This is a genomic window from Haloterrigena sp. KLK7 (assembly GCF_037914945.1).
In the GTDB taxonomy this organism is placed as follows: domain Archaea; phylum Halobacteriota; class Halobacteria; order Halobacteriales; family Natrialbaceae; genus Haloterrigena; species Haloterrigena salinisoli.
On record NZ_CP149787.1, the window covers coordinates 1,589,378 to 1,608,959 of the forward strand.

Here is a 19,582-nt window from a genome sequence, read left to right on the forward strand (position 1 = left end):
GTGTAGATTTAAATATACTATGTACGGATCCTCGACGTGATGGACGAGCCCTCGAGTCGGTCCCCCGCCGAATCGGCGACGAACCGACTACATCCACGCATACGGATCGTCTGGGCGATCAAGTGGCTGCTGGTCGGCGTCGTCGCGGCGGTCGTCGCGACGATCGTGCTGTCGTCGGACTCGAGCCTCGAGCGGCCCCTCCTCGCCGTCGCGGCGGCGACTCCCGTCGTCGGACTCCTGCTGGCGGTCGTCCGCTACCGCCGGTTCCGATACGCGGTCACCGACGACGGCGTCTACGTGCGCCGCGGGCTGGTCACCGTCAACGAGACGGTCGTGCCCGCCGCGAGCATCCAGCAGGTCGACGTCGACGAACCGCTCCTCGCGAGGCCGTTCGGCCTCGTCTCCGTCCGGCTCTACACCGCGGGGACGTTCGGCGGGCGGGTCGCGATCCCCGGACTCGACTCGGACACGGCGGCCGACCTCGCGGACCGACTCGATCGACTCGCCAGAGGTGAGTCGGGCGTATGAGTGCGCACACGAGTCTGAAGCCTGACATCCGGTCAATTCCGGTCAGAGCGCTCGAGAACGTCGACTTCACGACGGTCGCGATGCTCGCGGTGATGCTGACGGTGCTCGGCGACGGATCGGCGTCCGGAATCGACGCGGTCGTCTCGGGAGTGGTAACCCTGGTGCTGATCGCCGTCTCCTTGGGATGCTTCAACCTCGTCATCGAGGGCGTCGAGTGGTGGCGCTACGAACTCACCCTCGAGGAGGAGTCGATCGTCGTCCGCTCCGGCTTCTTCCGGCCCAAACGCCGGACGATCCCGTTCTCTCGGATCCAGCAGTCGACGGTCTCGACGACGACGGTGAGCCGCCCGTTCGGACTCGCTGCCCTCGAGTGCGAGACCGCCGGCAACCCCGACGAGCCCGACGTCTCGGTGCGGTACCTCGAGCGGGCCGACGCCGAGGAGCTCCAGCAGCGAATCCAGTCGGCCGCCGCCGTCGATGCGACGGCCGCGGAGCCGCCGGACCGCCGTCGCGTCTTCACGCTTCGGCCGCGGGAGCTCGCCCTGTACGGCGTGACCCGAACCCACCCCAAGACGGTGCTCCTGGCCGCGCTGGCGTGGGTCGGGGCGCACTACTTCGAACCGGACGCGATGACCGACTTGCGATCGACCGCCGTCGCCGTCCTCGAAGATTTCCTGCCGCTGTCGCCGGCGGTTATGCTGGGTCTGGTCGTCCTCACCGGCTGGCTCGCCGGAGTCGCCCTCGGAATCGAACGGATGGCCCGCTTTCGCCTCTCCGCGGGCGAGGGCTCGTTTCGGCGCCAGCACGGCCTCTTCCGGACGACTGACGCGGACGTCTCGAGCGACCGCATCCAGATCGCCCGCGTTCGGTCGAACCCGCTACACCGACGGCTGGGACTGGCGCAGGCGGATATCGGCACCGCTGGGCTCTCGGACCCCGTTCCGTTCGGATTGCAGTGGCCGCTGGCACCGCTGGCCCGGCGGGACGTCGCGTGGGACCTCGTCGAGCGAGCGGTCGGAGTCGACCGATCGGCGGTCCAGTTGCGGTCGCTCCCCACCCGCGCCCGACGGCGGTACGTCGTCAGATACGCGCTCGGCGTCGTCGCGCTGGCCGTCGGCACGGCGATCGCCCGGCAGTTCGTTCCGGCGGCTCGAGCGATTCCCCTCCCGCTGTTCGCCCTCCTCCTCGCGCTCGCGCCGCTCGCGGGCCACGTGACGTGGAGCCATCGCGGCTACGCGCTGCTCGAGGACCATATCGTCGTCCGGCGCGGCTTCTGGACGCGCCGAACGTACGTCGTCCCGACCGACACCGTCCAGAACCTGACCGTCTCGCAGAGCCCGTTCCAGCGACGCGTCGATCTCGTCTCGGTTCGCCTCGACATCGCGTCGATGCCGTTTCTCCCCGGCGTTCCGCTACCCGACGTCGACGCGTCGGTCGGCGGACGACTTCGGCATCGGCTGCTCGAGGACGATTCCGATGGTGACTCCGAGGACGGCCCCATTGAGGTACCGAACGAACGCGCATGATGACGGATCGCACCGTCGGTTCCGGGCCTGCCGCCGGGCGACCGTCGGCATCGTCGACCGCCTCGAGCGCGCCGTCCGTGACGATGTCCCTGCGCACCGACGGCGACGATCACAGTTCGGTGCGGCTGAATCGCTAGTAGCCGATTCGCTATCGCCTGCCGACGAAACGGCGGTCGCTCGAGTGTCGACCGGCAGCTCGGAACGGCACGCGTTGCGTCCCGCTCGCGCGATCGCGTTCGTCGGGAGCCGAGAACTCGTCTCCCGCGTCGGCAGCCGTCGGCTCAGTCCGCGCTCGCGTTGGCGGACGAGGCGGTGGTCGCCGCCGTCGCTCCGGAGACGGTCCCGGTCGCGTCCGGAATCTCGCGCTGTCGAGCGTCGATCGCCGCACGGAACGCCCGAGCGAGCCGCTGAACCCGGTCCACCGAATACGACTGCCGCGCGTCGGGCCGTCGTTCGCTCGAGTCGCGGTCGTCGGACGCCGTCCCGACGAGCGGAACGCGGTCGACGAGCAGCGAGAGGAGCCGGCGGAGCCGATCCGCCGGCGAGCGGTCTCGAGTCGCGTCGGCTTCGGTCGTCGCTCCTGCAGGTACATCCGATGCCCGTTTCTCGCACTCGACGTAGCCCTCGAGTCGCGCCCGAATCGTCTCCAGTTCGCGGAGCGTGAGTTCGCCCGTCGGATCGACGCCCGTGATATCGACTAGCAGGTCGCGATGGGGCTCGAGCGAGAGCCGCCACTGTCCGTCCTCGCCGTCGAGTCCCTCGACCGGCGGTGGCATCCGTTCTCCGTCGACGCGAATCGGTAGTTCCCCACCCATGAGTCGTCGAATCATACTGACTAATATGTATTTAATACTTTGGATAATAGATGTACGTTCGAAAACGTATTCTCGGAATTCGAACGTAGAATCCGATGATAGCGGTACCTCTTTTCGATATCGAACGCCCCTTCCGCTCGGCGGAGGGGAGTACGGAGTACCCGGTCGATCGATCCATCGTTCCGATTCGAACTCGCCGCTCGTCCCGTTCTGGCCGGTCTAATGCCCTATTCCGTCTGTTCTGATTCACCGTCAGTGTACGTACTCCGGATCGAACTTCGGTGCGTTCCGTTTCGAGAGCCGAATCGAATCGTCTCCAAGAGTGGATATGATGGACTATATACCGATACGTATTCGAACGTATATAAAATATAACATCTTATCTCTGATTTTTCGAAGCTTTTGGTAGGAAACTCGTGACGATTGTTCCATCCGCTGCCGACGACGAGGTATCGTTCGACCATCAGTGTCTCGACGCCGACTCCTACGACGATGTCTACGTCATCGGCGACGTTCACGGCTGTCTCGACTCCCTCGAGCGGTTGCTCTCGACGCTCGAGTTCGGCCCGAACGATCTCGGCGTGTTCGTCGGAGATCTCGTGCGGAAGGGACCGGAGAGCAAGGCGGTCCTCGAGCGAGTCAGGGACTCGCCGCAGTTGCAGTCGGTCAGGGGCAACAACGAGCAGAAACTCCTCGACGACGAGGCCGACCTCCCGGATCTCGAGCCGGCCGATTACCGGTACCTCGAGTCGCTGCCGACCGCCATCTCGTGGGACGACCACCTCGTCGTCCACGGCGGCGTCGATCCGACGCGATCGCTCCCCGACCACTCGGATCGAGACCTGCTGACGATGCGGAGTCCGAACGGCGACGGCTACGACGGCCCGTTCTGGTTCGACGAGTACGCGGGCCCGCTGCGGGTCTTTTTCGGCCACACCGTTCTCGACGAGCCCCTCGACCGCGAGTGGGCCGTCGGTCTCGATACCGGCTGCGTCTACGGCGGCCGGCTCACGGCCTATGACCTCCGCGGCGAGCGGTTCGTGAGCGTCTCGACGCCCGAGCACCAGCCGCGCCCGGACGAGAAGTTCGCCGAACCTGCGGAGTGAGATCGGGATGAACGGGGATGACACATCCGAAGCCGATCGATCGGAGCAGTGGAATCGACCGACCGAACGACCGAACCGCACGACCCAGGACGACGACGTACCGACCGCTCGAGCGATGAGCGACGGCGGTTCGTCGGGGGACGACGCCGACGCGACGGCCGAGGACGACGCGACGCTCGCGTACGATACGGGTGCCGACGACGCGCCCGCCGCTGACCCCGACGATGGAACCGGGTCCGAGCCCGACGCAGTCGATGCCGAGGACCGTGGACCCGACGCCGACGAATCCGAGCCGACCAGCGCCCTCCCCGCCGACACGTTGTCGGTCGACGAGGCGAGCGTCGCGGACGCCGCGGCGACGACCGACTCGGCCTCGGAAGGGGACGTCGTTCGGGCCGAGTCCGTCGATCTCTCGGACCCGCGCTACTACCTCAACCGCGAACACAGCGTCCTCGAATTCCAGCGTCGCGTCCTCCACGAGGCCATGGACGAGAAGAACCCGCTGCTCGAGCGGGTGAAGTTCCTCGCGATCTTCACGACGAACGTCGACGAGTTCATCCGGAAACGCGTCGGGGGGCTCAAACAGCAGATCGCCGCGGGCATCACCGAGGAAACGCCCGACGGCCGCACGCCCCGCGAACAGTGGCGCGAGGTCCTGGCGGAGGCCCGTTCGCTGCTCGAGCGCCAGAGCCGCTGCTACCGCGAGGAGATCCGACCCGCCCTCCACGAGGAAGGGATCCACATCGTCGACTACGACGAGCTCTCGACCGCCGAGCAACGGGAGGTTCGCGACTACTTCGAGAGCTCGGTCCTGCCGACCCTGACCCCGCTGACGTTCGATCCGGCCCATCCCTTCCCGTTCATCTCGAACCAGAGCCTCTCGCTGGCCGTCCTGACTCGGGAACGACCCGGCGCCGATCTCACGTTCTCGCGGGTGAAGATCCCGCGCAACCAGGTCCGGTTCGTCCAGCTCGGCGACGACGACCGCTACGTGCTCCTCGAGGACATCGTTCGGGCGAACCTCGACCTGCTGTTCCCGGACGTCGAGGTCGTCGATACGGCCCTGTTCCGGGTGACGCGAAACGCCGAGGTCCGCCGCGACGAGGAGGTCGCCGAGGACCTCATCGAGATGATCGAGGAGGTCTTAGAGGAGCGTCGGTTCGCCACCGTCGTGCGCCTCGAGATCGAGGAGGACGCGCCCGAGGGAATCCTCGAAATCCTCCGGCGTGAACTCGAACTCGACGAGCGGGAGGTGTTCCACCTCGACGGGCCGCTGGACTACCGGGACTTCTTCGAACTGGCCGACCTCGACCGCGAGGAGCTGCAGTTGCCCGACTGGACGCCCCAACCGCATCCGCGGCTGGGAACCCGGGGGGACGGCCGCCCCATCTTCGACGTGATCCGCGACCGCGACGTCCTCGTCCACCACCCCTACCACGCCTTCGAGGACACCGTCCAGCGGTTCTTAGAGGAGGCGGCCGAGGATCCCGACGTGCTGGCGATCAAGGCGGCGATCTACCGCACGGCCAGCGACTCGAAGATCATCGAGACGCTCATCGATGCCGCCCGCAACGGGAAACAGGTCGCGGTCATGGTCGAGCTCAAGGCCCGCTTCGACGAGGAGAACAACCTCGAGTGGGCCAAGAAACTCGAGGAAGCGGGGATCCACGTCGCCTACGGGACGATCGGCTACAAGACCCACACGAAGACGTCGTTGGTCGTCCGCGAGGAAGACGACGGCGTGCAACTCTACTCCCACATCGGCACCGGCAACTACCACTCCGAGACCGCCAAGCAGTACGAGGATCTCGGCCTGCTGACCGCCGATCACGACATCGGGCAGGACCTCGTGCGGGTGTTCAACTACTTCACGGGCCACTCGATGCACCGCGACTACCGCAAACTCCTGATCGCCCCCGGCAACATGCGCGAGCGGTTCGTCGACCTCGTCCGGACGGTCGCCCGGCGCGCTCGGGACGGTGATAACGGCCGAATCGTCGCCAAGATGAACCGACTGGAGGACCCGCAGCTCGTTCGGGAACTCTATCGCGCGTCGATGGCCGGCGTCGACATCGACCTCATCGTTCGCGACATCTGTCGGCTCCGTCCCGGTCTCGAGGACGTCAGCGAGAACATCACTGTCCACAGCGTCGTCGGCCGGTTCCTCGAGCACTCGCGGATCTTCTACTTCCGGGTAGGCGACGAGGACTGCTATTACACCGGCTCGGCCGACTGGATGACCCGAAACCTCGACAACCGCGTCGAGGCGGTCACGCCGATCGAGGACCCGCGGCTCCAGTCCCGCCTCGACGAGATCCTCGAGACGCTCCTGCAGGACACCCGAAACCGGTGGGTGATGCAATCGGACGGCACCTACGAGCGGTGCCGGAAGCGGGTCGACGAGGCGACGACGGACGCCCACGCGACGTTCATGGAATCGGCTCGAGAACGGACGACGCGACACTGACCGGCGCGAACCCGCGTTTCGGTCCGCCGCGTGCGATCCCGTCCGGCACTCGCACCCGGAACGACCGGTAGCGACCCGCGTCGGCGTGATTACTTTCCGTCGTCCTTCGAAAACTGATAATCTACCTCGCACTTTTCAACGGTACTGACGTTCTCGAAACCGTGACTGACTGGACCACGACGCGGCGCGGACTGCTCGTCGCCGCCGGCGCCGGCGTCGGCCTCGCCGGCTGTCTCGGGAGCGGCGATGACGACGACGGCGGTAATGGAAATTCGAACGAGAACGGCTCCGACGACGGAACGGCGGACTCGACCGAGCAGGTCAACGGCGTCCCGGCGGGGGACATCGAGGCTCGCCGGGAACAGATGCCCGACCCTGGCGTCACGGTCGACTGGTCGGACGCCCGGGAGTTCCGCAAGTGGCTGTTCGACGACGGCAACGCGAGTAACGGTCGGTTCGACTACACGGAAGACCTGCCGCCCGCCGAGGACGTCGACTCGCCCGTCCTCGAGGTGCTCGACGTCTATCCCGATCGAGTCGACGGGCTGCTCAGCCAGGGCACGACGCAGGTCGTCCTCGGTCAGTTCGACGCCGACGCGCTCGAGACGCAACTCGCGGAGTCGGACCGGTACGACGCCACCGACGAATACGCCGGCTACGCCCTCGCCGGGGGGACCGACGACGAAACGTCGGCGGGACCGATCGCCGTCGGCGACGACGCGCTCGTCCTCGGCGCCGGCTACGAGGCGCCGATCGACGCCAGACACGGCGACCGCGACCGACTCGAGGACGTCGATCCGTGGATGACGCACCTACTCGAGACGCTGCCCGAGGACCCCCTCGTTACCGGGGAGTATCTGACGCCGCTCGTCGACACCGTCGATATCGACGAAATCTACTGCTGGGGGCTGTCGATGCCGGGACGCGACGCCGAGACGGCGACCTGGGCGTTCGTCTTCGACGATCCCGACGACATCACCGACGACGTTCGCACGGAGATTCGGACGCTGGTCGACGAGGTCGACGACCTCGAGACCGACGGTCGGACGCTGACGATGACGGGGACGGTCCCCGAGAGCCCCGATGCGGGCCAGTAGCGGTCGATACGGCAGTCAGTCGATAGCGATCGTCGGGACGGGGGACGGTCGTCAGTCCGACGCCGATTCCGTGAGGTCGGGCAGCCACCGGACGAGCGCCATCGCGACGAGCGCGAACGCCGCCAGCACGACGTAGCCCTCGTCGAAGAACCCCCGCTCGGCGAGCGCGCCGAACAGGACCGGGCTCCCGGCGCCGATGGTCATGTAGGTGCTCCGCAGGAACCCCACGCCCGTCCCCTGCATGTCCGACGGGAACGCCGCGGTCATGTACGGCAGCGTGATCGTCCCGTACCCGAGGATGCTCGAGAGCAACACCGTCCCGGCGACGACCGGCCAGAACCCCTCGAGGAACGGGAGGGCGACGAGCGAGACGGCGATGACGGCCAGGATGACCGGAAGCGACCGTCGGATCCCCAGTTCGTCGTAGAGTCGCCCGGTCACCGGCTGGACGACGATCCCGAGCGCGAAGAACGCGCTGAACAGCGCCGTGGCGACCCCCTCCGAGAACCCCTTGATCTCGATCAGATAAGTCGGATAGAAGCCGGTAAACGCCTGCCAGACGCAGTAGGTGAGGATCTGGATCGCCGTCACGACGACGATCTCTCGGCGGCGCAACTGGGCGGCTACGTACCGGACGGTCTCGAGCGAGAGGCTATCGACGGCGCTGCCCTCGCCGGAGGTGCGGCCGGGGACGACGGTCCACAGCAGGCCGGCGACGAGCAGGAAGACGGGCGCGGCGAGCCCGAAGCCGAACTGCCAGGCCAGCGTCGTCGCGATGGCGCCGGCCGCGAGCGGGAGCGCGGCGTTCCCGACCTCGCCGGCGGCCATCGTGACGCCGACCGCGGTCCCGGCGTTGTTCGGGAAGACGTCCGAGAGGATGGTGAACCGAGCGACGCCGTACAGCGCCGTCCCGAAGCCGAAACAGCCCGTCGCGAGGTAGACGAGCGCCGCCGAATCGGCGACGGCGACGACGCCGACCGTCACCGCCGAACTGAGCGTGCTCAGGACGAGGATGTTCCCCTCGCCGAGGCGGTCGGCGAGGATCCCGCCGGGAAGTTGGCCCAGCGCGTACGCGAGCCACAGCACCGTCAGCAGGAACCCCGCCGTCGTCAGGTCGAGTCCGTAGGCCTCCCGCAGGAAGGGTAACAGTACCGGATAGGTGAGCCGGACGCCGATCGAGAAACACCAGCCGGTCGCGACGGCGAACAGGATCCTCCCCCGCCCGTCCGCGAGCACCGACTGGATCCGCGACACTCGTTCGAACCGCTGCAACCGAGACACGGGCCTCCACGTTCGAGGCAGGCGATGTTGAGGCCTCCTGAACGGTACGGTGTTGCCGATACCGGAACGGGCTACGTGATCGGTCTCGCTGGACAACACGGCAAAAGGGTACTGATATCGAATCTCTCCGCCCCGGATTCGCTCGCTTCGCGAGCGGCTGCTACATTCAGACCGGCCCGAACTCGAGGACCAGCGTCGCCAGCAGGCCGGCGTAGATGGGGATCGTCAGGTTGTCGTCGACGATGTACTCACCCAGCCTGAGCTTGACACCGTCGGCGACGGTCGCCCCGACCGCGGCCGCGAGGACGGCCAGCGGTCGCTCGTGGAGAAAGGGGACGGCGATGAGCGTCGAGACGACGAACATCGTGACCAGCACCTTCGGCCCCTTGACGAACTTGAGGCTGTCGTCCGAGACAGTCCCGCTGATCGGATCGCCGATCGCGAGCATCAACATCGCCGGGAGCGCGACCCGCGGCTCGAAGAACAACACGGCGGCCGTCATACTGACCATGTAGTAGCCGTAGCCGGCGAACTGGTCCTGTTCGTACTCTCGAGTCAGTGGGTCGTAGAGCGACAGCTCGAGACCGACCTGCAATCGGAGGAACTCGAGGGCGATCGTTCCGGCCGCGAGGAGCCCCATCAGGAGCTGAAATCGATCCCAGGTCAGTCCGAGATCGAACTGAGCGGCGAGGAGATAGAGCGCGACCAGTCCCGCCCCGCTCGCGTGGACGGCTCGTCGCTTTAGTTCGTCAGCCATCAGGTTTTCCCTCGAAGGTAGCGACCTTCAGTCCGTCGATCAACTCCGACCTTTTGCTCTGCGTGCGGTCGCTCCGCGACCGCACTCGGCAAAATCTCGAGAGAGCGAAGCTCTCTCGGACCTCGCGGGATCGAAGATCCCGCTTAGCTTCGATGAAAAGCACTCCTCCCTCCCCTCCGCGCGGCGAGCCGCGCTCCGGGTCGGTCGTCGGCCCGCTCGCTCGGCCTGCGGCCTCGCTCGCGGATGCAAAACGGTGTCCCGGTGGAGTCGACCTACAGCTCGTCGAACTCGAGGTCGCCCTCTCGGATCGCCGACAGCGTCTCCGCGAGATCGTCGACCGAGAGTCGCTTCTGCTCGGTCGTGTCCCGCTCGCGGACGGTGACGGTCGTCTCCTCCTCCTCGATCGTCTCGTAGTCGACGGTCACGCAGAACGGCGTGCCGACCTCGTCCTGCCGGCGGTAGCGCCGCCCGATGTTCCCCGAGTCGTCGTAGGTCACGGAGAGCCCGACCTCGCGCAGGTCGTCGACGATAGCCTGAGCCTGAGACTCGAGTTCGTCGTCGCTCTGCAGCGGGAAGACGCCGACGAAGGTCGGCGCGACCTCGGGCTCGAGTTCGAGGTAGGTCCGCTCCTCGTCGGCGACCTCGTCCTCGCGGTAGGCGTGGTGCAGGACGGTGTAGACCAGACGGTCGACGCCGAAGGAGGGTTCGACGACGTGGGGCGTGATGTGCTCGCCCGCTTCGGTCTGCTCCTCGACCGCGAAGCCGGTCTTCTCGACGGGGAGCTCGTGGGTCTCGCCCTCGAGATCGATCTCGACGGTATCGCCGTCGAAGGCCGAGCGATCGCGCGCGGCGAGGTCCTCGAGTTTCTGGACGACGGCCTGCGCGTCGCCGCCGAACTCGGGACCCAGGTAGCTCATGTCGGGGTCGACGGTGGCGCGCTCGACGGTCTTCGGTTCGTCGTACTGCTTGAAGATCGTAAAGCGATCGTCCGAGTGCTCGCCGTGCTTCGAGAGGTCGTAGTCGCCCCGGTAGGCGAAGCCGGCCATCTCGATCCAGTTCCCGTCGATCTCGCTCTCGGCGTCCCAGCAGTCGCTGGCGTAGTGGGCCCGCTCGCCCGAGAGGTGCTGGCGGAACCGAAATCGGTCCATGTCGACGCCGACCGCGTCGTACCACGGCTTGGCGACCCCGAGGAAGTAGGCGACCCACGGGCTCGAGATGATCCCCTCCTCGACGGCGTCGCCGATCGTCGTCTGGATCTCGTCGCCGTCCTCGGCGTTCTGCTCGCTGGCCGGATAGAGCGTCACCTCGACGTCTGCGACGCTCGAGAGGTCCGGTTCGTCCGTCTCGGGATCGATGAAGTACTCGAGTTCGGCCTGGGTGAACTCCCGCGTCCGGATGATCGAGCGTCGAGGGCTGATCTCGTTCCGATACGCGCGGCCGATCTGGGTGACGCCGAAGGGGAGCTGGTTGCGCGCGTACTCCTTCAGGCGGGGGAACTCGACGAAGATGCCCTGTGCGGTCTCGGGGCGCATGTAGCCCGGATCGGAGTCGCCGGGGCCGATGTTCGTCGCGAACATGAGGTTGAACGTGTCGACGGCCTGGCCCGCCAGTCCCGCCCCGCAGGACGGACAGACGAGTTCGTGCTCGGCGATGACCTCCTCGACCTCCGGAATGGGGAGGCTCTCGGCGTCCTCGTACTCGGTGTTGTCCTCGACGACGTGGTCCGCGCGGTGGCTCTCGCCGCAGTCGGGACACTCGACGAGCATGTCGTCGAAGCCCTCGAGGTGGCCCGAGGCCTCGAAAACGGGTTCGGGCATGATGGTGGGGGCGTCGATCTCCATGTTGCCCTCGGCGACGGCGAAGCGATCGCGCCAGGCGTCCTCGACGTTGCCCTTCAGGGACGCGCCCTGCGGGCCGAAGGTGTAGAAGCCGCCGACGCCGCCGTAGGCCCCGCTGGACTGGAAGAAGTAGCCCCGGCGCTTGGCCAGTTCGACCAGCTTCTCGCTGGTCGCCTCCGCTTCGTCCTCGGTCGCCGCCGCGGACTCGTGCTCGCGGTCACTCATAGAGGGCCTCCAGGAGATCGACGTCACAGACGACGCCGACGAGGTCCTCGCCCGTGACCATCGGGATCTGTTCGATATCGTTGCTGATCATCCGCTGTGCGGCCTCCTGAATCGACGCGCCCGCCGAGACCGTCACCACGTCGTCGCTCATGAACTCGCTGACCGGCTCGGCCGGAATCTCGATGTCCCGCGTGGGGAGGTAGCGACTGCCGACGGCCTTGATCCCCTCCCACGACCAGTCGTCGTCCTGATCGCCGAAGTTGTCGCCGGTCTCCTCCTCGCCCTCGACGATGCGGGCGACGTCGATGACGTCGACCTCCGTCAGGACGCCGCTCATCCGGCCGTCGTCGTCCAGCGCGACGGTGTAGGGGACGTTCGCGTACGAGAGCTCGCGTTCGGCGACCGGGAGCGGCGCGCCCTCGTAGGTGGTGTTGACGTCCTCGCTCGCGTAGGACTCGACGGTGCCGTCGGTCTCCTGATCGCCCGTCGCGATCGCGTGGATCACGTCGGTCACCGTGACGATGCCTTCGAACTCCCCGTCCACGACCGGGACGCGGCGCGCTCCGTCCTCGACCATCGTCCGCGCGACGTCCTCGAGCGCGGTGTCGGCCGTGGTGGTCGGCACGTCCTCGTCTAACAGCATGACGAGTTGGTCCTCGTCGGGCTGTTCGATCAGGGCGTCGCGGGAGATCAACCCTCTGTACTCGAGGCCGTCCTCGGTCGATTTGAGCACCGGAACGGACGAGAACGGCCGCTCCTGGAGGTACTCGAGGACGTCCGAGCGCGAACCCGGCAGTTCGACGGTTACCACGTCTTCGCGGGGCGTCATCGCGTCGGCTACGTTCATATCCCCACGGTACGGCGAAAATGAGTATAAACCCAGTGTTTCGTGTGCCCGCGATAGCGTCAGGTGACCAGTCACGCAGACGGATAGTTCGATTCGATGAGTTTATATGTTATTGGGAAAGAGTCACATGCATGGCGACGAACCCCCACGCCATGACGTCCGACGACAGCGACACCGTCGTCGGTTCGATCGACTCGACGGACTCGAGTACGGAGTACGTCATCGCCGACATCTCGGCCGATGGCGCCTGGCTTTCCATGCAGGCTGACGACGCACCGACGCTTCCGGCATGGCGATAATTGGGGGTGGGACACGGGATTTCTGTCCCGTCGGCGGAATCGGGTCGCGCACCGGTCACCGGTGATCGGGCGGGGACCGACTCCGACTCGACGGAGTATTTCACGAGGCCAGTCGCGACGTTCGTCGCGGCCGAGAGCGGCATCCCGACGGTTTCCGTCGGCGTCCGTCGCGACGCCGAACGAGACGACCGCGATCGATGGCGTCGCGATCACGTCGCCGGTCGCTCGCGTCTCCGGCGCCAACGGCCGTGGGGCGACCAACGACTTTAGTACGCGAGGGACGAGCGTCCGATCGATGGACAGTCCAGACCCTCGACGCGACGGCGGGTCCGAGCGCCAGCGGTCGGCGGACGCGTTCGGCCTCGAGCGCGACGGCTCGCGGCCGACCGTCGCGACGTTCCTCTCGTCGCTCGTCCCGGCGGCGCTGGCCCGGCGGGCGATCGCCGTCTCGATCGCGACCGACCGCGACGTCTACGCTCGCGACGAGCCGGTCGAAATCTCGATCGACTTCAAAAACCGGCTGCCGGTCCCCGTCTCGGTGCCGACGCCGCGGCGGCGCCGCTGGGGGTGGACGATCGACGGCGACCTCGAGGGCAGCGACGAGCGCCGCTACGTTCCGGAGCGGCCCTCCACGTTTCGCTTCCGGGGCGGCGAGCGGAAACGGGTTCAGGTGACCTGGAACGGCCGCCTCGAGCGCACCGGCGGCGACCGCCGCGAGTCGGTCGTCCCGGATCCCGGCACGTACGACCTCCGGGCGTTCGTCGCGACCGGCGCGGACCGGTACCGGCCCAGCGACGCGACGACGATTCGCCTCGAGTAGCGCGATTCGGACCCACCGGTAACCGTTTACTCGATTGTGCTGTGGTATCATACATGTCGCTCGAACAGGTGTTCTCTCGACTGCCGGACCCTCGATCGCACGCGTTTCCGGACCACTCGCTGCCCCGCGGCGAGCCCGTGTTCCCGATCGCGGTCACCCGAGCGGAACTCACGACGGTTCTGGACCTCTACGAGACGTTTCGGGCCGTCGACCCGACCGGACTCGACGCGAGCCCGTTCCTCGAGGCGGCGACGACGCACATGCGACAGACGTTCGGGGTGCCCCGGTATCGGCCGGACGAGCAGTTGGCCGACGACGTCGCGGCGCTGCTCAACGACTTCTCGGACGATCTGGGCGGCCGATCGATGGGCGTCGTCGACGCGACGCCGGCCCACCACCGGACGCTGTACTTCTTCCTGGTGAGTTGTCGCGGCTATCACGGCGCTCCCCACATTCGATTCGAGCCCGACGAGGCGGCCGTGGAGACGCTGTACGACCTCTATCAGCGGGTAACCGAACAGGAGGTGTATCTCAAGCGGCCGTCGTCGGTCCTCGAGTGACGTCGTCGCGTTCCGTTCGGTGTCCTACGCGTCGCCGGTCGCTCGAGTGAGGCGCCCTCGAGCGCGGCGCTATCGCCGGCGTTCGACCGCGTCTGCGGTCCCGCTGCGACGCCAGCATTCCCTGGCCCAACCGCCACGGACGGCTCCGTGCAACGGGACGCTATGGAACGACACGACTTCTACCAGTCCGTGCAGTACGAGGCGACCCTCGCGGGCGAAGCCGACGCGCGAAACGCGACGCAGGCGGTGCTCTCCGCGCTCGGCGAGCGACTCGACGAGACGCGGTCCCAACGCCTCGACGGGCAGCTGCCCGAGGAGATCGGTGACCACCTCGTCCGGGGCGATTCGGACCGGCGGTTCGACTACGACGAGTTCGGTGCGGTGATTCCGGAGACCGGACCGGGCGCCAGGAGTTAACAGTCGATTGTAAGAACCCGTTTCAGGGAGAGTGGCCGGGCTGTTGCTGTTTCCCGCCCGCCACCCGGCAGTTGCCGCCCGAACCGTGAGGGCCAGAGTCACCCTTCCCACGGATATGGAGCAAGCAGAACTACTCGAGACGGTACGCGACCGTGCCGCCGCCGATGCGGACGAGGAATCGGCCGACGACGCGACGCGGGCGGTTCTCCAGACGCTCGGCGAACGCCTGAGCGAGGACGAGGCCGAGGATCTGGCCGCACAACTTCCCGGCGATCTGAGTCGGCACCTCACGCAGAGCGAGTCGGGGCAGCGCTTCTCCGAGGAGGAGTTCGTCTCTCGAATCGACCAGCGCATGGACACCGTCGAACTGCACGGCGAAGAAGCGGCGACGACCGTCCTCGGGACGGTCCTCGAGGCGGTCGACGAGAGCGAGCGCGCGGCCGTCGTCGACCGGTTCCAGCACTACGGCTTCGGCGAACTGCTGGCTGAGACGGACGCGGACGTCGACGTCAACGATCGGACGCCGGGCGAGTACTGACCGCTCGATTGCTCGAACCCCGTTCGCGCTTTTTTCGCAGCGTCGGACTCGGGCTGAGTCGTCGCCCTACGCTTGATCGACCTGCTCGCGGTAGTCTTCGACCTCTTCGATCGCCTCCTCGACCTTGTCCTTGGTGTTGCCGTCGGCCTCCTCGCGGACCTGCCGGAGCGTGTTGAGCCGCTCGTCGAGGATCGCGTGATCGGGCGCCGTGTCGCTCATCACGTAGTCGTCGAACGCGTCGGTCGTCTCGCGGATGTCGTCGCGGACGTCGTCGTCGGCCGACTTGGCCGCTTCCTCGAGGTCGTCGCGCGCCTGCTGGAGTTGCTCAGTCATGGTCGAATCCACCACGAGACGACGCATAACGATTGGGCGAGCAATCGCCACGTTCGTCAACTCCACTTCGGACCGGGTTTCAGTATGCGATGGCGCGCGCTGTCGATCGTGGCCGAGCAATAGCGAGGCCCGATCGACGACACCGTGCGAGGGATGAGCGAACGCAGTGAGCGAATCGGCTGGGGAGGGTGTGGCGATTCCCTGTTGCCACGATAGCAGAACACTCCCTTTCGGATCACATTCCATCGGTTTCGACGATCAGTTCGCAGACGGTGTCCAGGTTCGATTCGTCTACCGAGAAGTCGCGTAATGCGAGCGCGTAAAGTACCTCGAGGCCCTGATCCCGCTAATGAGCGACTCCGATTCTCGAGGCCCTCTCCAGCCGGATCGTCCCGACGTCGATCGACCGTTCGAGGTCGACGCGCCCTTCGAACCCGCGGGCGACCAGCCCGAGGCGATCGAGCAGTTAGCCGAGGGCTTCCGGCAGGGGATGGACAAACAGACCCTGCTCGGGGTGACCGGCTCCGGGAAGACCAACACCGTCTCGTGGCTGATCGAGGAGATCCAGAAGCCGACCCTCGTAATCGCGCACAACAAGACGCTGGCCGCGCAGTTGTACGAGGAGTTCCGGAACCTCTTCCCCGAGAACGCCGTCGAGTACTTCGTCTCCTACTACGACTACTACCAGCCCGAGGCCTACGTCGAGCAGACCGACACCTACATCGACAAGGACGCCTCGATCAACGACGAGATCGACCGCCTGCGCCACTCCGCGACGCGCTCGCTGCTGACCCGCGAGGACGTCATCGTCGTCGCCTCGGTCTCGGCCATCTACGGCCTCGGTGACCCGCGCAACTACGTCGACATGTCCATGCGACTCGAAGTCGGCGAGGAGGTCGGCCGCGACGAGCTCTTGAAGCGGCTGGTGGACCTGAACTACGAGCGCAACGACGTCGACTTCACGCAGGGCACCTTCCGCGTGCGCGGCGACACCGTCGAGATCTACCCGATGTACGGCCGGTACGCGGTGCGCGTCGAGCTCTGGGGCGACGAGATCGACCGCATGGTCAAGGTCGATCCGCTCGAGGGGCAAACCCAGGGCGACCAGCAGGCGGTGCTGGTCCACCCGGCGGAGCACTACTCGATCCCGGAGACGACCCTCGAGGAGGCGATGGACGAGATCAGAGACGATCTGGACTCGCGCATCTCCTACTTCGAGCGGCAGGGCGACATGATCGCCGCCCAGCGCATCGAAGAGCGAACGAGCTTCGACCTCGAGATGATGCAGGAGACGGGCTACTGTTCGGGGATCGAGAACTACTCGGTCTACCTCTCGGACCGCGAGTCGGGCGACGCACCGTACACGCTGCTGGACTACTTCCCGGACGACTTCCTGACCGTCGTCGACGAGTCCCACGTCACGCTACCCCAGATCCGCGGACAGTACGCCGGCGACAAGTCGCGCAAGGACTCGCTGGTCGAGAACGGCTTTCGACTCCCCACGGCGTACGACAATCGGCCGCTCACGTTCGAGGAGTTCCAGGAGAAGACCAACCAGACGCTGTACGTCTCGGCGACGCCGGGCGACTACGAGCGCGAGGAGAGCGACCAGATCGTCGAACAGATCGTTCGGCCCACCCACCTCGTCGACCCCGAGATCGAGGTCTCGCCGGCCAGCGGCCAGATCGACGACCTGATGGACCGCATCGACGAGCGCATCGAGCGCGACGAGCGCACGCTCGTCACCACCCTCACCAAGCGGATGGCCGAGGACCTCACGGAGTACCTCGAGGAGGCCGGCGTGAACGTCGAGTACATGCACGACGAGACCGACACGCTCGAGCGCCACGAGATCATCCGCTCGCTGCGACTCGGTGAGATCGACGTCCTCGTCGGGATCAACCTCCTGCGGGAGGGGCTGGACATCCCCGAGGTCTCGCTGGTAGCGATCTTGGACGCCGATCAGGAGGGCTTCCTCCGCAGCGAAACGACGCTCGTCCAGACGATGGGTCGCGCGGCGCGAAACGTCAACGGCGAGGTCGTCCTCTACGCCGACGACCCCTCGAACGCCATGGAGTCGGCGATCGAGGAGACCCGCCGGCGCCGCCGGATCCAGCAGGAGTACAACGAGGAACACGGCCTCGAGCCAACGACGATCGAGAAGGAGGTCGGCGAGACCAACCTCCCGGGGAGCAAGACCGAGACCTCGAGCGTCTCCGGTCGGGACATCGCGGACGACGAGGAGGCCGAACGCTACATCGCCGAACTCGAGGACCGGATGGACGAAGCGGCGAGCAACCTCGAGTTCGAACTCGCCGCGGACATTCGGGACCGCATTCGGGAGGTCCGCGAGGAGTTCGATCTCGCAAGCGACGAAGACGAGGGAATCGCGCCGCCGACCGAGGAGTTCTGAGCGGGCCGACGACCGATGGATGGTGAAGTCGGTAGACACGCGCGAGCCGGGGGCCGCTTTCGAGAACCTACTCTCAGAAAGATTCCGATCAAAAGCCGAAACTGATCCGGAAAATCGCCACGAGCAACTGGAGTCTGTCTCTACGAAAATTCGGGAGACGGGCATCGAATACGATGTGTTTGCGCTATACGAGGAAGCGGTAGATTATTGCCAATCACTCAGTAGTCCTCTCCCGAAGATTCTAGAGCTTACAGCACGCCGAAACCGTACTCCGCCATCCCGAAGACGGGCGCCCACAGGAGGTGGAGCGCGACGCCGACGACGACGGCGGGCAGGAAGTTGTAGATCGTGGCGACGATCGCGGCTCTGGCGTCGACGGCCAGCAGCGGGAACAGCGCGTCGCCGTCCTGGGCGATCGCGTTGGCGGTCAGCGCCGAGAACGGCAGGCCGCCCTCGGCGTAGACGCTCGCCAGCAGGATCTGCGGGCCACAGCCGGGAATGAGGCCGACGACGGCGCCGCCGATCGGCGCCAGCACCCCCGCCGCCGCGGCGACGGTGGTGACGTCGATCCCCGTGAGGAGGACGGCGTACTCGTAGACGAGGAAGGCCACGAGCACCCAGACGGTGACGAAACTCGTCTCCATCGCCGCGTGGGTGAGCGTATCGTATATCGACCCGAAGGAGTCCCGCGCCCGGGCGATCTCGCCCTCGCCGACGTAGTGGCGGCCGACCGCGTAGAGGTACAGCGACAGCGCCGCGCCGACGATGCCGACGACGGTGAAGAGCCCGTCGAAGCCGAGGCCCGCGGTCAGCGCGACCTCGGGACCGCCGCGCAGCAGGTAGAGGCTTCCGAGGACGAGCCCCGCGACGGCCGCGACCCACCACAGCACGTGCGCGAGGTGCGAGAGCGGGGTCAGCACCCGAGACGTTCGATCCGGGCCGGCTTCGTGCGCGTGCGCCGGCGCCGGGCCGCCGTAGTCGTGGGCGGGATTCGGTCCGACACCGCTGTTGACGACGGTGCCGCCGTCGGCCATCGCCGGCGAGAGCTTCGCGACGGCGTCGTCGACTCGAGTGACGCCGAGCCCGACGGAGTCGACGAGGTAGCCGGTCGCGACGGAGGCCGCGAAGGCGATGGCGTAGGCGTACAGCGCGGCTTCGGGCGCGAGCGCGAGGATGACGAACGCCGAGTCGCCCGCGGTCGCGCCGAGGGTCGCGACGACGGTCCCGAAGCTGACCGTGCCGCGGACGTACAGCGGCATCACGACGATCGCCCCGCCGCAGCCGGGCGTCAGCCCGAGGAGGCCGCCGAACAGCACCTGCAGTCGCTCGTTCTCCTCGATGGTCGAGAGCACGGCGCCGTCGGTCCGGTACTGGATCAGTCCGAACGCCAGCACCGTCACCGCGACGAACGCGCTCACCTGGACGTAGCCGTCCCGTAGCGACTCGAGCAGGACGGTCAGCAGTTCGTTCACGGGACCTCACCCGCCGTTTGTGAGGGGCTCCACAAAAGATTAGACATCTCTAAACATAGGTTTAGTAGCATACGCTATATAGTTGCTGGTGGCCCCTGCCGGTCGGTGCGGCGACGATCGATCGACTGTCCGCTACAGCGAGCGTCGGCTACGCCGTGTTCGCCGCCGTCCGCTCCCAGTACTAGCGATCGCAAGCGATCGGTCGGCGGTCGGCGCGGCGTCTCGAGAACAGTCGCTCGAGCG

At 66.7% G+C, this 19,582-nt stretch carries 18 protein-coding genes; 11 read left to right on the plus strand and 7 right to left on the minus strand.

Going from position 1 to position 19,582, the window contains the following annotated elements:
• Positions 1-39 precede the first annotated feature (39 nt).
• Complete coding sequence (locus WD430_RS07830; RefSeq protein ID WP_339105460.1) at positions 40-528, plus strand: PH domain-containing protein; 489 nt, start codon at positions 40-42, stop codon at positions 526-528.
• The gene (locus WD430_RS07835; RefSeq protein ID WP_339105461.1) at positions 525-2,054 is read left to right on the plus strand and encodes a PH domain-containing protein; all 1,530 of its coding nucleotides are present in this window, start codon (positions 525-527) and stop codon (positions 2,052-2,054) included. The genes WD430_RS07830 and WD430_RS07835 overlap by 4 nt, the downstream gene beginning before the upstream one ends.
• Positions 2,055-2,335: 281 nt before the next feature.
• Here WD430_RS07835 and WD430_RS07840 read toward each other — a convergent pair whose 3' ends face one another.
• Positions 2,336-2,884, minus strand: a complete 549-nt coding sequence (locus WD430_RS07840) for a hypothetical protein (protein WP_339105462.1) — start codon at positions 2,882-2,884, stop codon at positions 2,336-2,338.
• Between the two features lie 401 nt (positions 2,885-3,285).
• Between WD430_RS07840 and WD430_RS07845 the strand changes: the two genes are divergently transcribed.
• The 3 genes from WD430_RS07845 to WD430_RS07855 all read left to right on the plus strand — a co-directional run bounded on the left by WD430_RS07845 (position 3,286) and on the right by WD430_RS07855 (position 7,539).
• Positions 3,286-3,975 (plus strand): metallophosphoesterase family protein, encoded by a 690-nt coding sequence (locus WD430_RS07845; protein ID WP_339105463.1) that lies wholly within the window; start codon positions 3,286-3,288, stop codon positions 3,973-3,975.
• A gap of 7 nt (positions 3,976-3,982) precedes the next feature.
• Positions 3,983-6,442, plus strand: a complete 2,460-nt coding sequence (gene ppk1 / locus WD430_RS07850; protein WP_339105464.1) for a polyphosphate kinase 1 — start codon at positions 3,983-3,985, stop codon at positions 6,440-6,442.
• A 161-nt stretch (positions 6,443-6,603) separates the two neighbouring features.
• Complete coding sequence (locus WD430_RS07855) at positions 6,604-7,539, plus strand: hypothetical protein (RefSeq protein WP_339105465.1); 936 nt, start codon at positions 6,604-6,606, stop codon at positions 7,537-7,539.
• Positions 7,540-7,590: 51 nt separating this feature from the next.
• Here WD430_RS07855 and WD430_RS07860 read toward each other — a convergent pair whose 3' ends face one another.
• From WD430_RS07860 to WD430_RS07875, 4 genes are all read right to left on the minus strand, one after another.
• Complete coding sequence (locus WD430_RS07860) at positions 7,591-8,793, minus strand: MFS transporter (RefSeq protein ID WP_339105466.1); 1,203 nt, start codon at positions 8,791-8,793, stop codon at positions 7,591-7,593.
• Between the two features lie 193 nt (positions 8,794-8,986).
• The gene (locus WD430_RS07865) at positions 8,987-9,577 is read right to left on the minus strand and encodes a dolichol kinase (protein WP_339105467.1); all 591 of its coding nucleotides are present in this window, start codon (positions 9,575-9,577) and stop codon (positions 8,987-8,989) included.
• A 272-nt stretch (positions 9,578-9,849) separates the two neighbouring features.
• On the minus strand, positions 9,850-11,640 hold the full coding sequence (gene glyS / locus WD430_RS07870) for a glycine--tRNA ligase (RefSeq protein ID WP_339105468.1): 1,791 nt from the start codon (positions 11,638-11,640) through the stop codon (positions 9,850-9,852).
• Positions 11,633-12,487 carry a CBS domain-containing protein gene (locus tag WD430_RS07875; protein WP_339105469.1) on the minus strand — a complete coding sequence of 285 codons (855 nt, stop codon included), beginning with the start codon at positions 12,485-12,487 and terminating at the stop codon, positions 11,633-11,635. Before WD430_RS07875 ends, glyS begins: the two co-directional genes overlap by 8 nt.
• A gap of 131 nt (positions 12,488-12,618) precedes the next feature.
• Between WD430_RS07875 and WD430_RS07880 the strand changes: the two genes are divergently transcribed.
• The 5 genes from WD430_RS07880 (at position 12,619) to WD430_RS07900 (ending at position 15,121) form a co-directional block, all read left to right on the plus strand.
• Positions 12,619-12,786, plus strand: a complete 168-nt coding sequence (locus WD430_RS07880) for a hypothetical protein (RefSeq protein ID WP_339105470.1) — start codon at positions 12,619-12,621, stop codon at positions 12,784-12,786.
• A 295-nt stretch (positions 12,787-13,081) separates the two neighbouring features.
• Positions 13,082-13,606: a hypothetical protein gene (locus WD430_RS07885; RefSeq protein WP_339105471.1), complete on the plus strand. Its 525-nt coding sequence runs from the start codon at positions 13,082-13,084 to the stop codon at positions 13,604-13,606.
• Positions 13,607-13,659: 53 nt separating this feature from the next.
• A complete protein-coding gene (locus tag WD430_RS07890) occupies positions 13,660-14,166 on the plus strand; it encodes a hypothetical protein (protein ID WP_339105472.1) in 507 nt (168 codons plus the stop codon).
• Positions 14,167-14,328: 162 nt separating this feature from the next.
• Entirely contained in the window at positions 14,329-14,583 is a 255-nt protein-coding gene (locus WD430_RS07895; protein ID WP_339105473.1) for a DUF2267 domain-containing protein, read from the plus strand.
• Positions 14,584-14,698: 115 nt separating this feature from the next.
• Positions 14,699-15,121 (plus strand): DUF2267 domain-containing protein, encoded by a 423-nt coding sequence (locus WD430_RS07900; protein ID WP_339105474.1) that lies wholly within the window; start codon positions 14,699-14,701, stop codon positions 15,119-15,121.
• 66 nt (positions 15,122-15,187) lie between these two features.
• Here WD430_RS07900 and WD430_RS07905 read toward each other — a convergent pair whose 3' ends face one another.
• On the minus strand, positions 15,188-15,454 hold the full coding sequence (locus WD430_RS07905; RefSeq protein ID WP_339105475.1) for a hypothetical protein: 267 nt from the start codon (positions 15,452-15,454) through the stop codon (positions 15,188-15,190).
• 349 nt (positions 15,455-15,803) lie between these two features.
• Between WD430_RS07905 and uvrB the strand changes: the two genes are divergently transcribed.
• A complete protein-coding gene (gene uvrB, locus WD430_RS07910) occupies positions 15,804-17,867 on the plus strand; it encodes an excinuclease ABC subunit UvrB (RefSeq protein WP_339105476.1) in 2,064 nt (687 codons plus the stop codon).
• Between the two features lie 248 nt (positions 17,868-18,115).
• Here uvrB and WD430_RS07915 read toward each other — a convergent pair whose 3' ends face one another.
• Positions 18,116-19,339: a putative manganese transporter gene (locus tag WD430_RS07915; protein WP_339105477.1), complete on the minus strand. Its 1,224-nt coding sequence runs from the start codon at positions 19,337-19,339 to the stop codon at positions 18,116-18,118.
• Positions 19,340-19,582: the final 243 nt, after the last annotated feature.

Excerpts from the sequence above, each read along its gene's own strand:
- WD430_RS07835 (WP_339105461.1), top strand. The coding sequence starts at position 525 with ATGAGTGCGCACACGAGTCTGAAGCCTGACATCCGGTCAATTCCGGTC.
- WD430_RS07890 (WP_339105472.1), top strand. The coding sequence starts at position 13,660 with ATGTCGCTCGAACAGGTGTTCTCTCGACTGCCGGACCCTCGATCGCAC.
- WD430_RS07875 (WP_339105469.1), bottom strand. The coding sequence starts at position 12,487 with ATGAACGTAGCCGACGCGATGACGCCCCGCGAAGACGTGGTAACCGTC.
- WD430_RS07840 (WP_339105462.1), bottom strand. The coding sequence starts at position 2,884 with ATGATTCGACGACTCATGGGTGGGGAACTACCGATTCGCGTCGACGGA.
- WD430_RS07905 (WP_339105475.1), bottom strand. The coding sequence starts at position 15,454 with ATGACTGAGCAACTCCAGCAGGCGCGCGACGACCTCGAGGAAGCGGCC.
- WD430_RS07865 (WP_339105467.1), bottom strand. The coding sequence starts at position 9,577 with ATGGCTGACGAACTAAAGCGACGAGCCGTCCACGCGAGCGGGGCGGGA.
- WD430_RS07880 (WP_339105470.1), top strand. The coding sequence starts at position 12,619 with ATGGCGACGAACCCCCACGCCATGACGTCCGACGACAGCGACACCGTC.
- WD430_RS07885 (WP_339105471.1), top strand. The coding sequence starts at position 13,082 with ATGGACAGTCCAGACCCTCGACGCGACGGCGGGTCCGAGCGCCAGCGG.
- WD430_RS07830 (WP_339105460.1), top strand. The coding sequence starts at position 40 with ATGGACGAGCCCTCGAGTCGGTCCCCCGCCGAATCGGCGACGAACCGA.
- uvrB (WP_339105476.1), top strand. The coding sequence starts at position 15,804 with ATGAGCGACTCCGATTCTCGAGGCCCTCTCCAGCCGGATCGTCCCGAC.
- glyS (WP_339105468.1), bottom strand. The coding sequence starts at position 11,640 with ATGAGTGACCGCGAGCACGAGTCCGCGGCGGCGACCGAGGACGAAGCG.
- WD430_RS07895 (WP_339105473.1), top strand. The coding sequence starts at position 14,329 with ATGGAACGACACGACTTCTACCAGTCCGTGCAGTACGAGGCGACCCTC.
- WD430_RS07900 (WP_339105474.1), top strand. The coding sequence starts at position 14,699 with ATGGAGCAAGCAGAACTACTCGAGACGGTACGCGACCGTGCCGCCGCC.
- ppk1 (WP_339105464.1), top strand. The coding sequence starts at position 3,983 with ATGAACGGGGATGACACATCCGAAGCCGATCGATCGGAGCAGTGGAAT.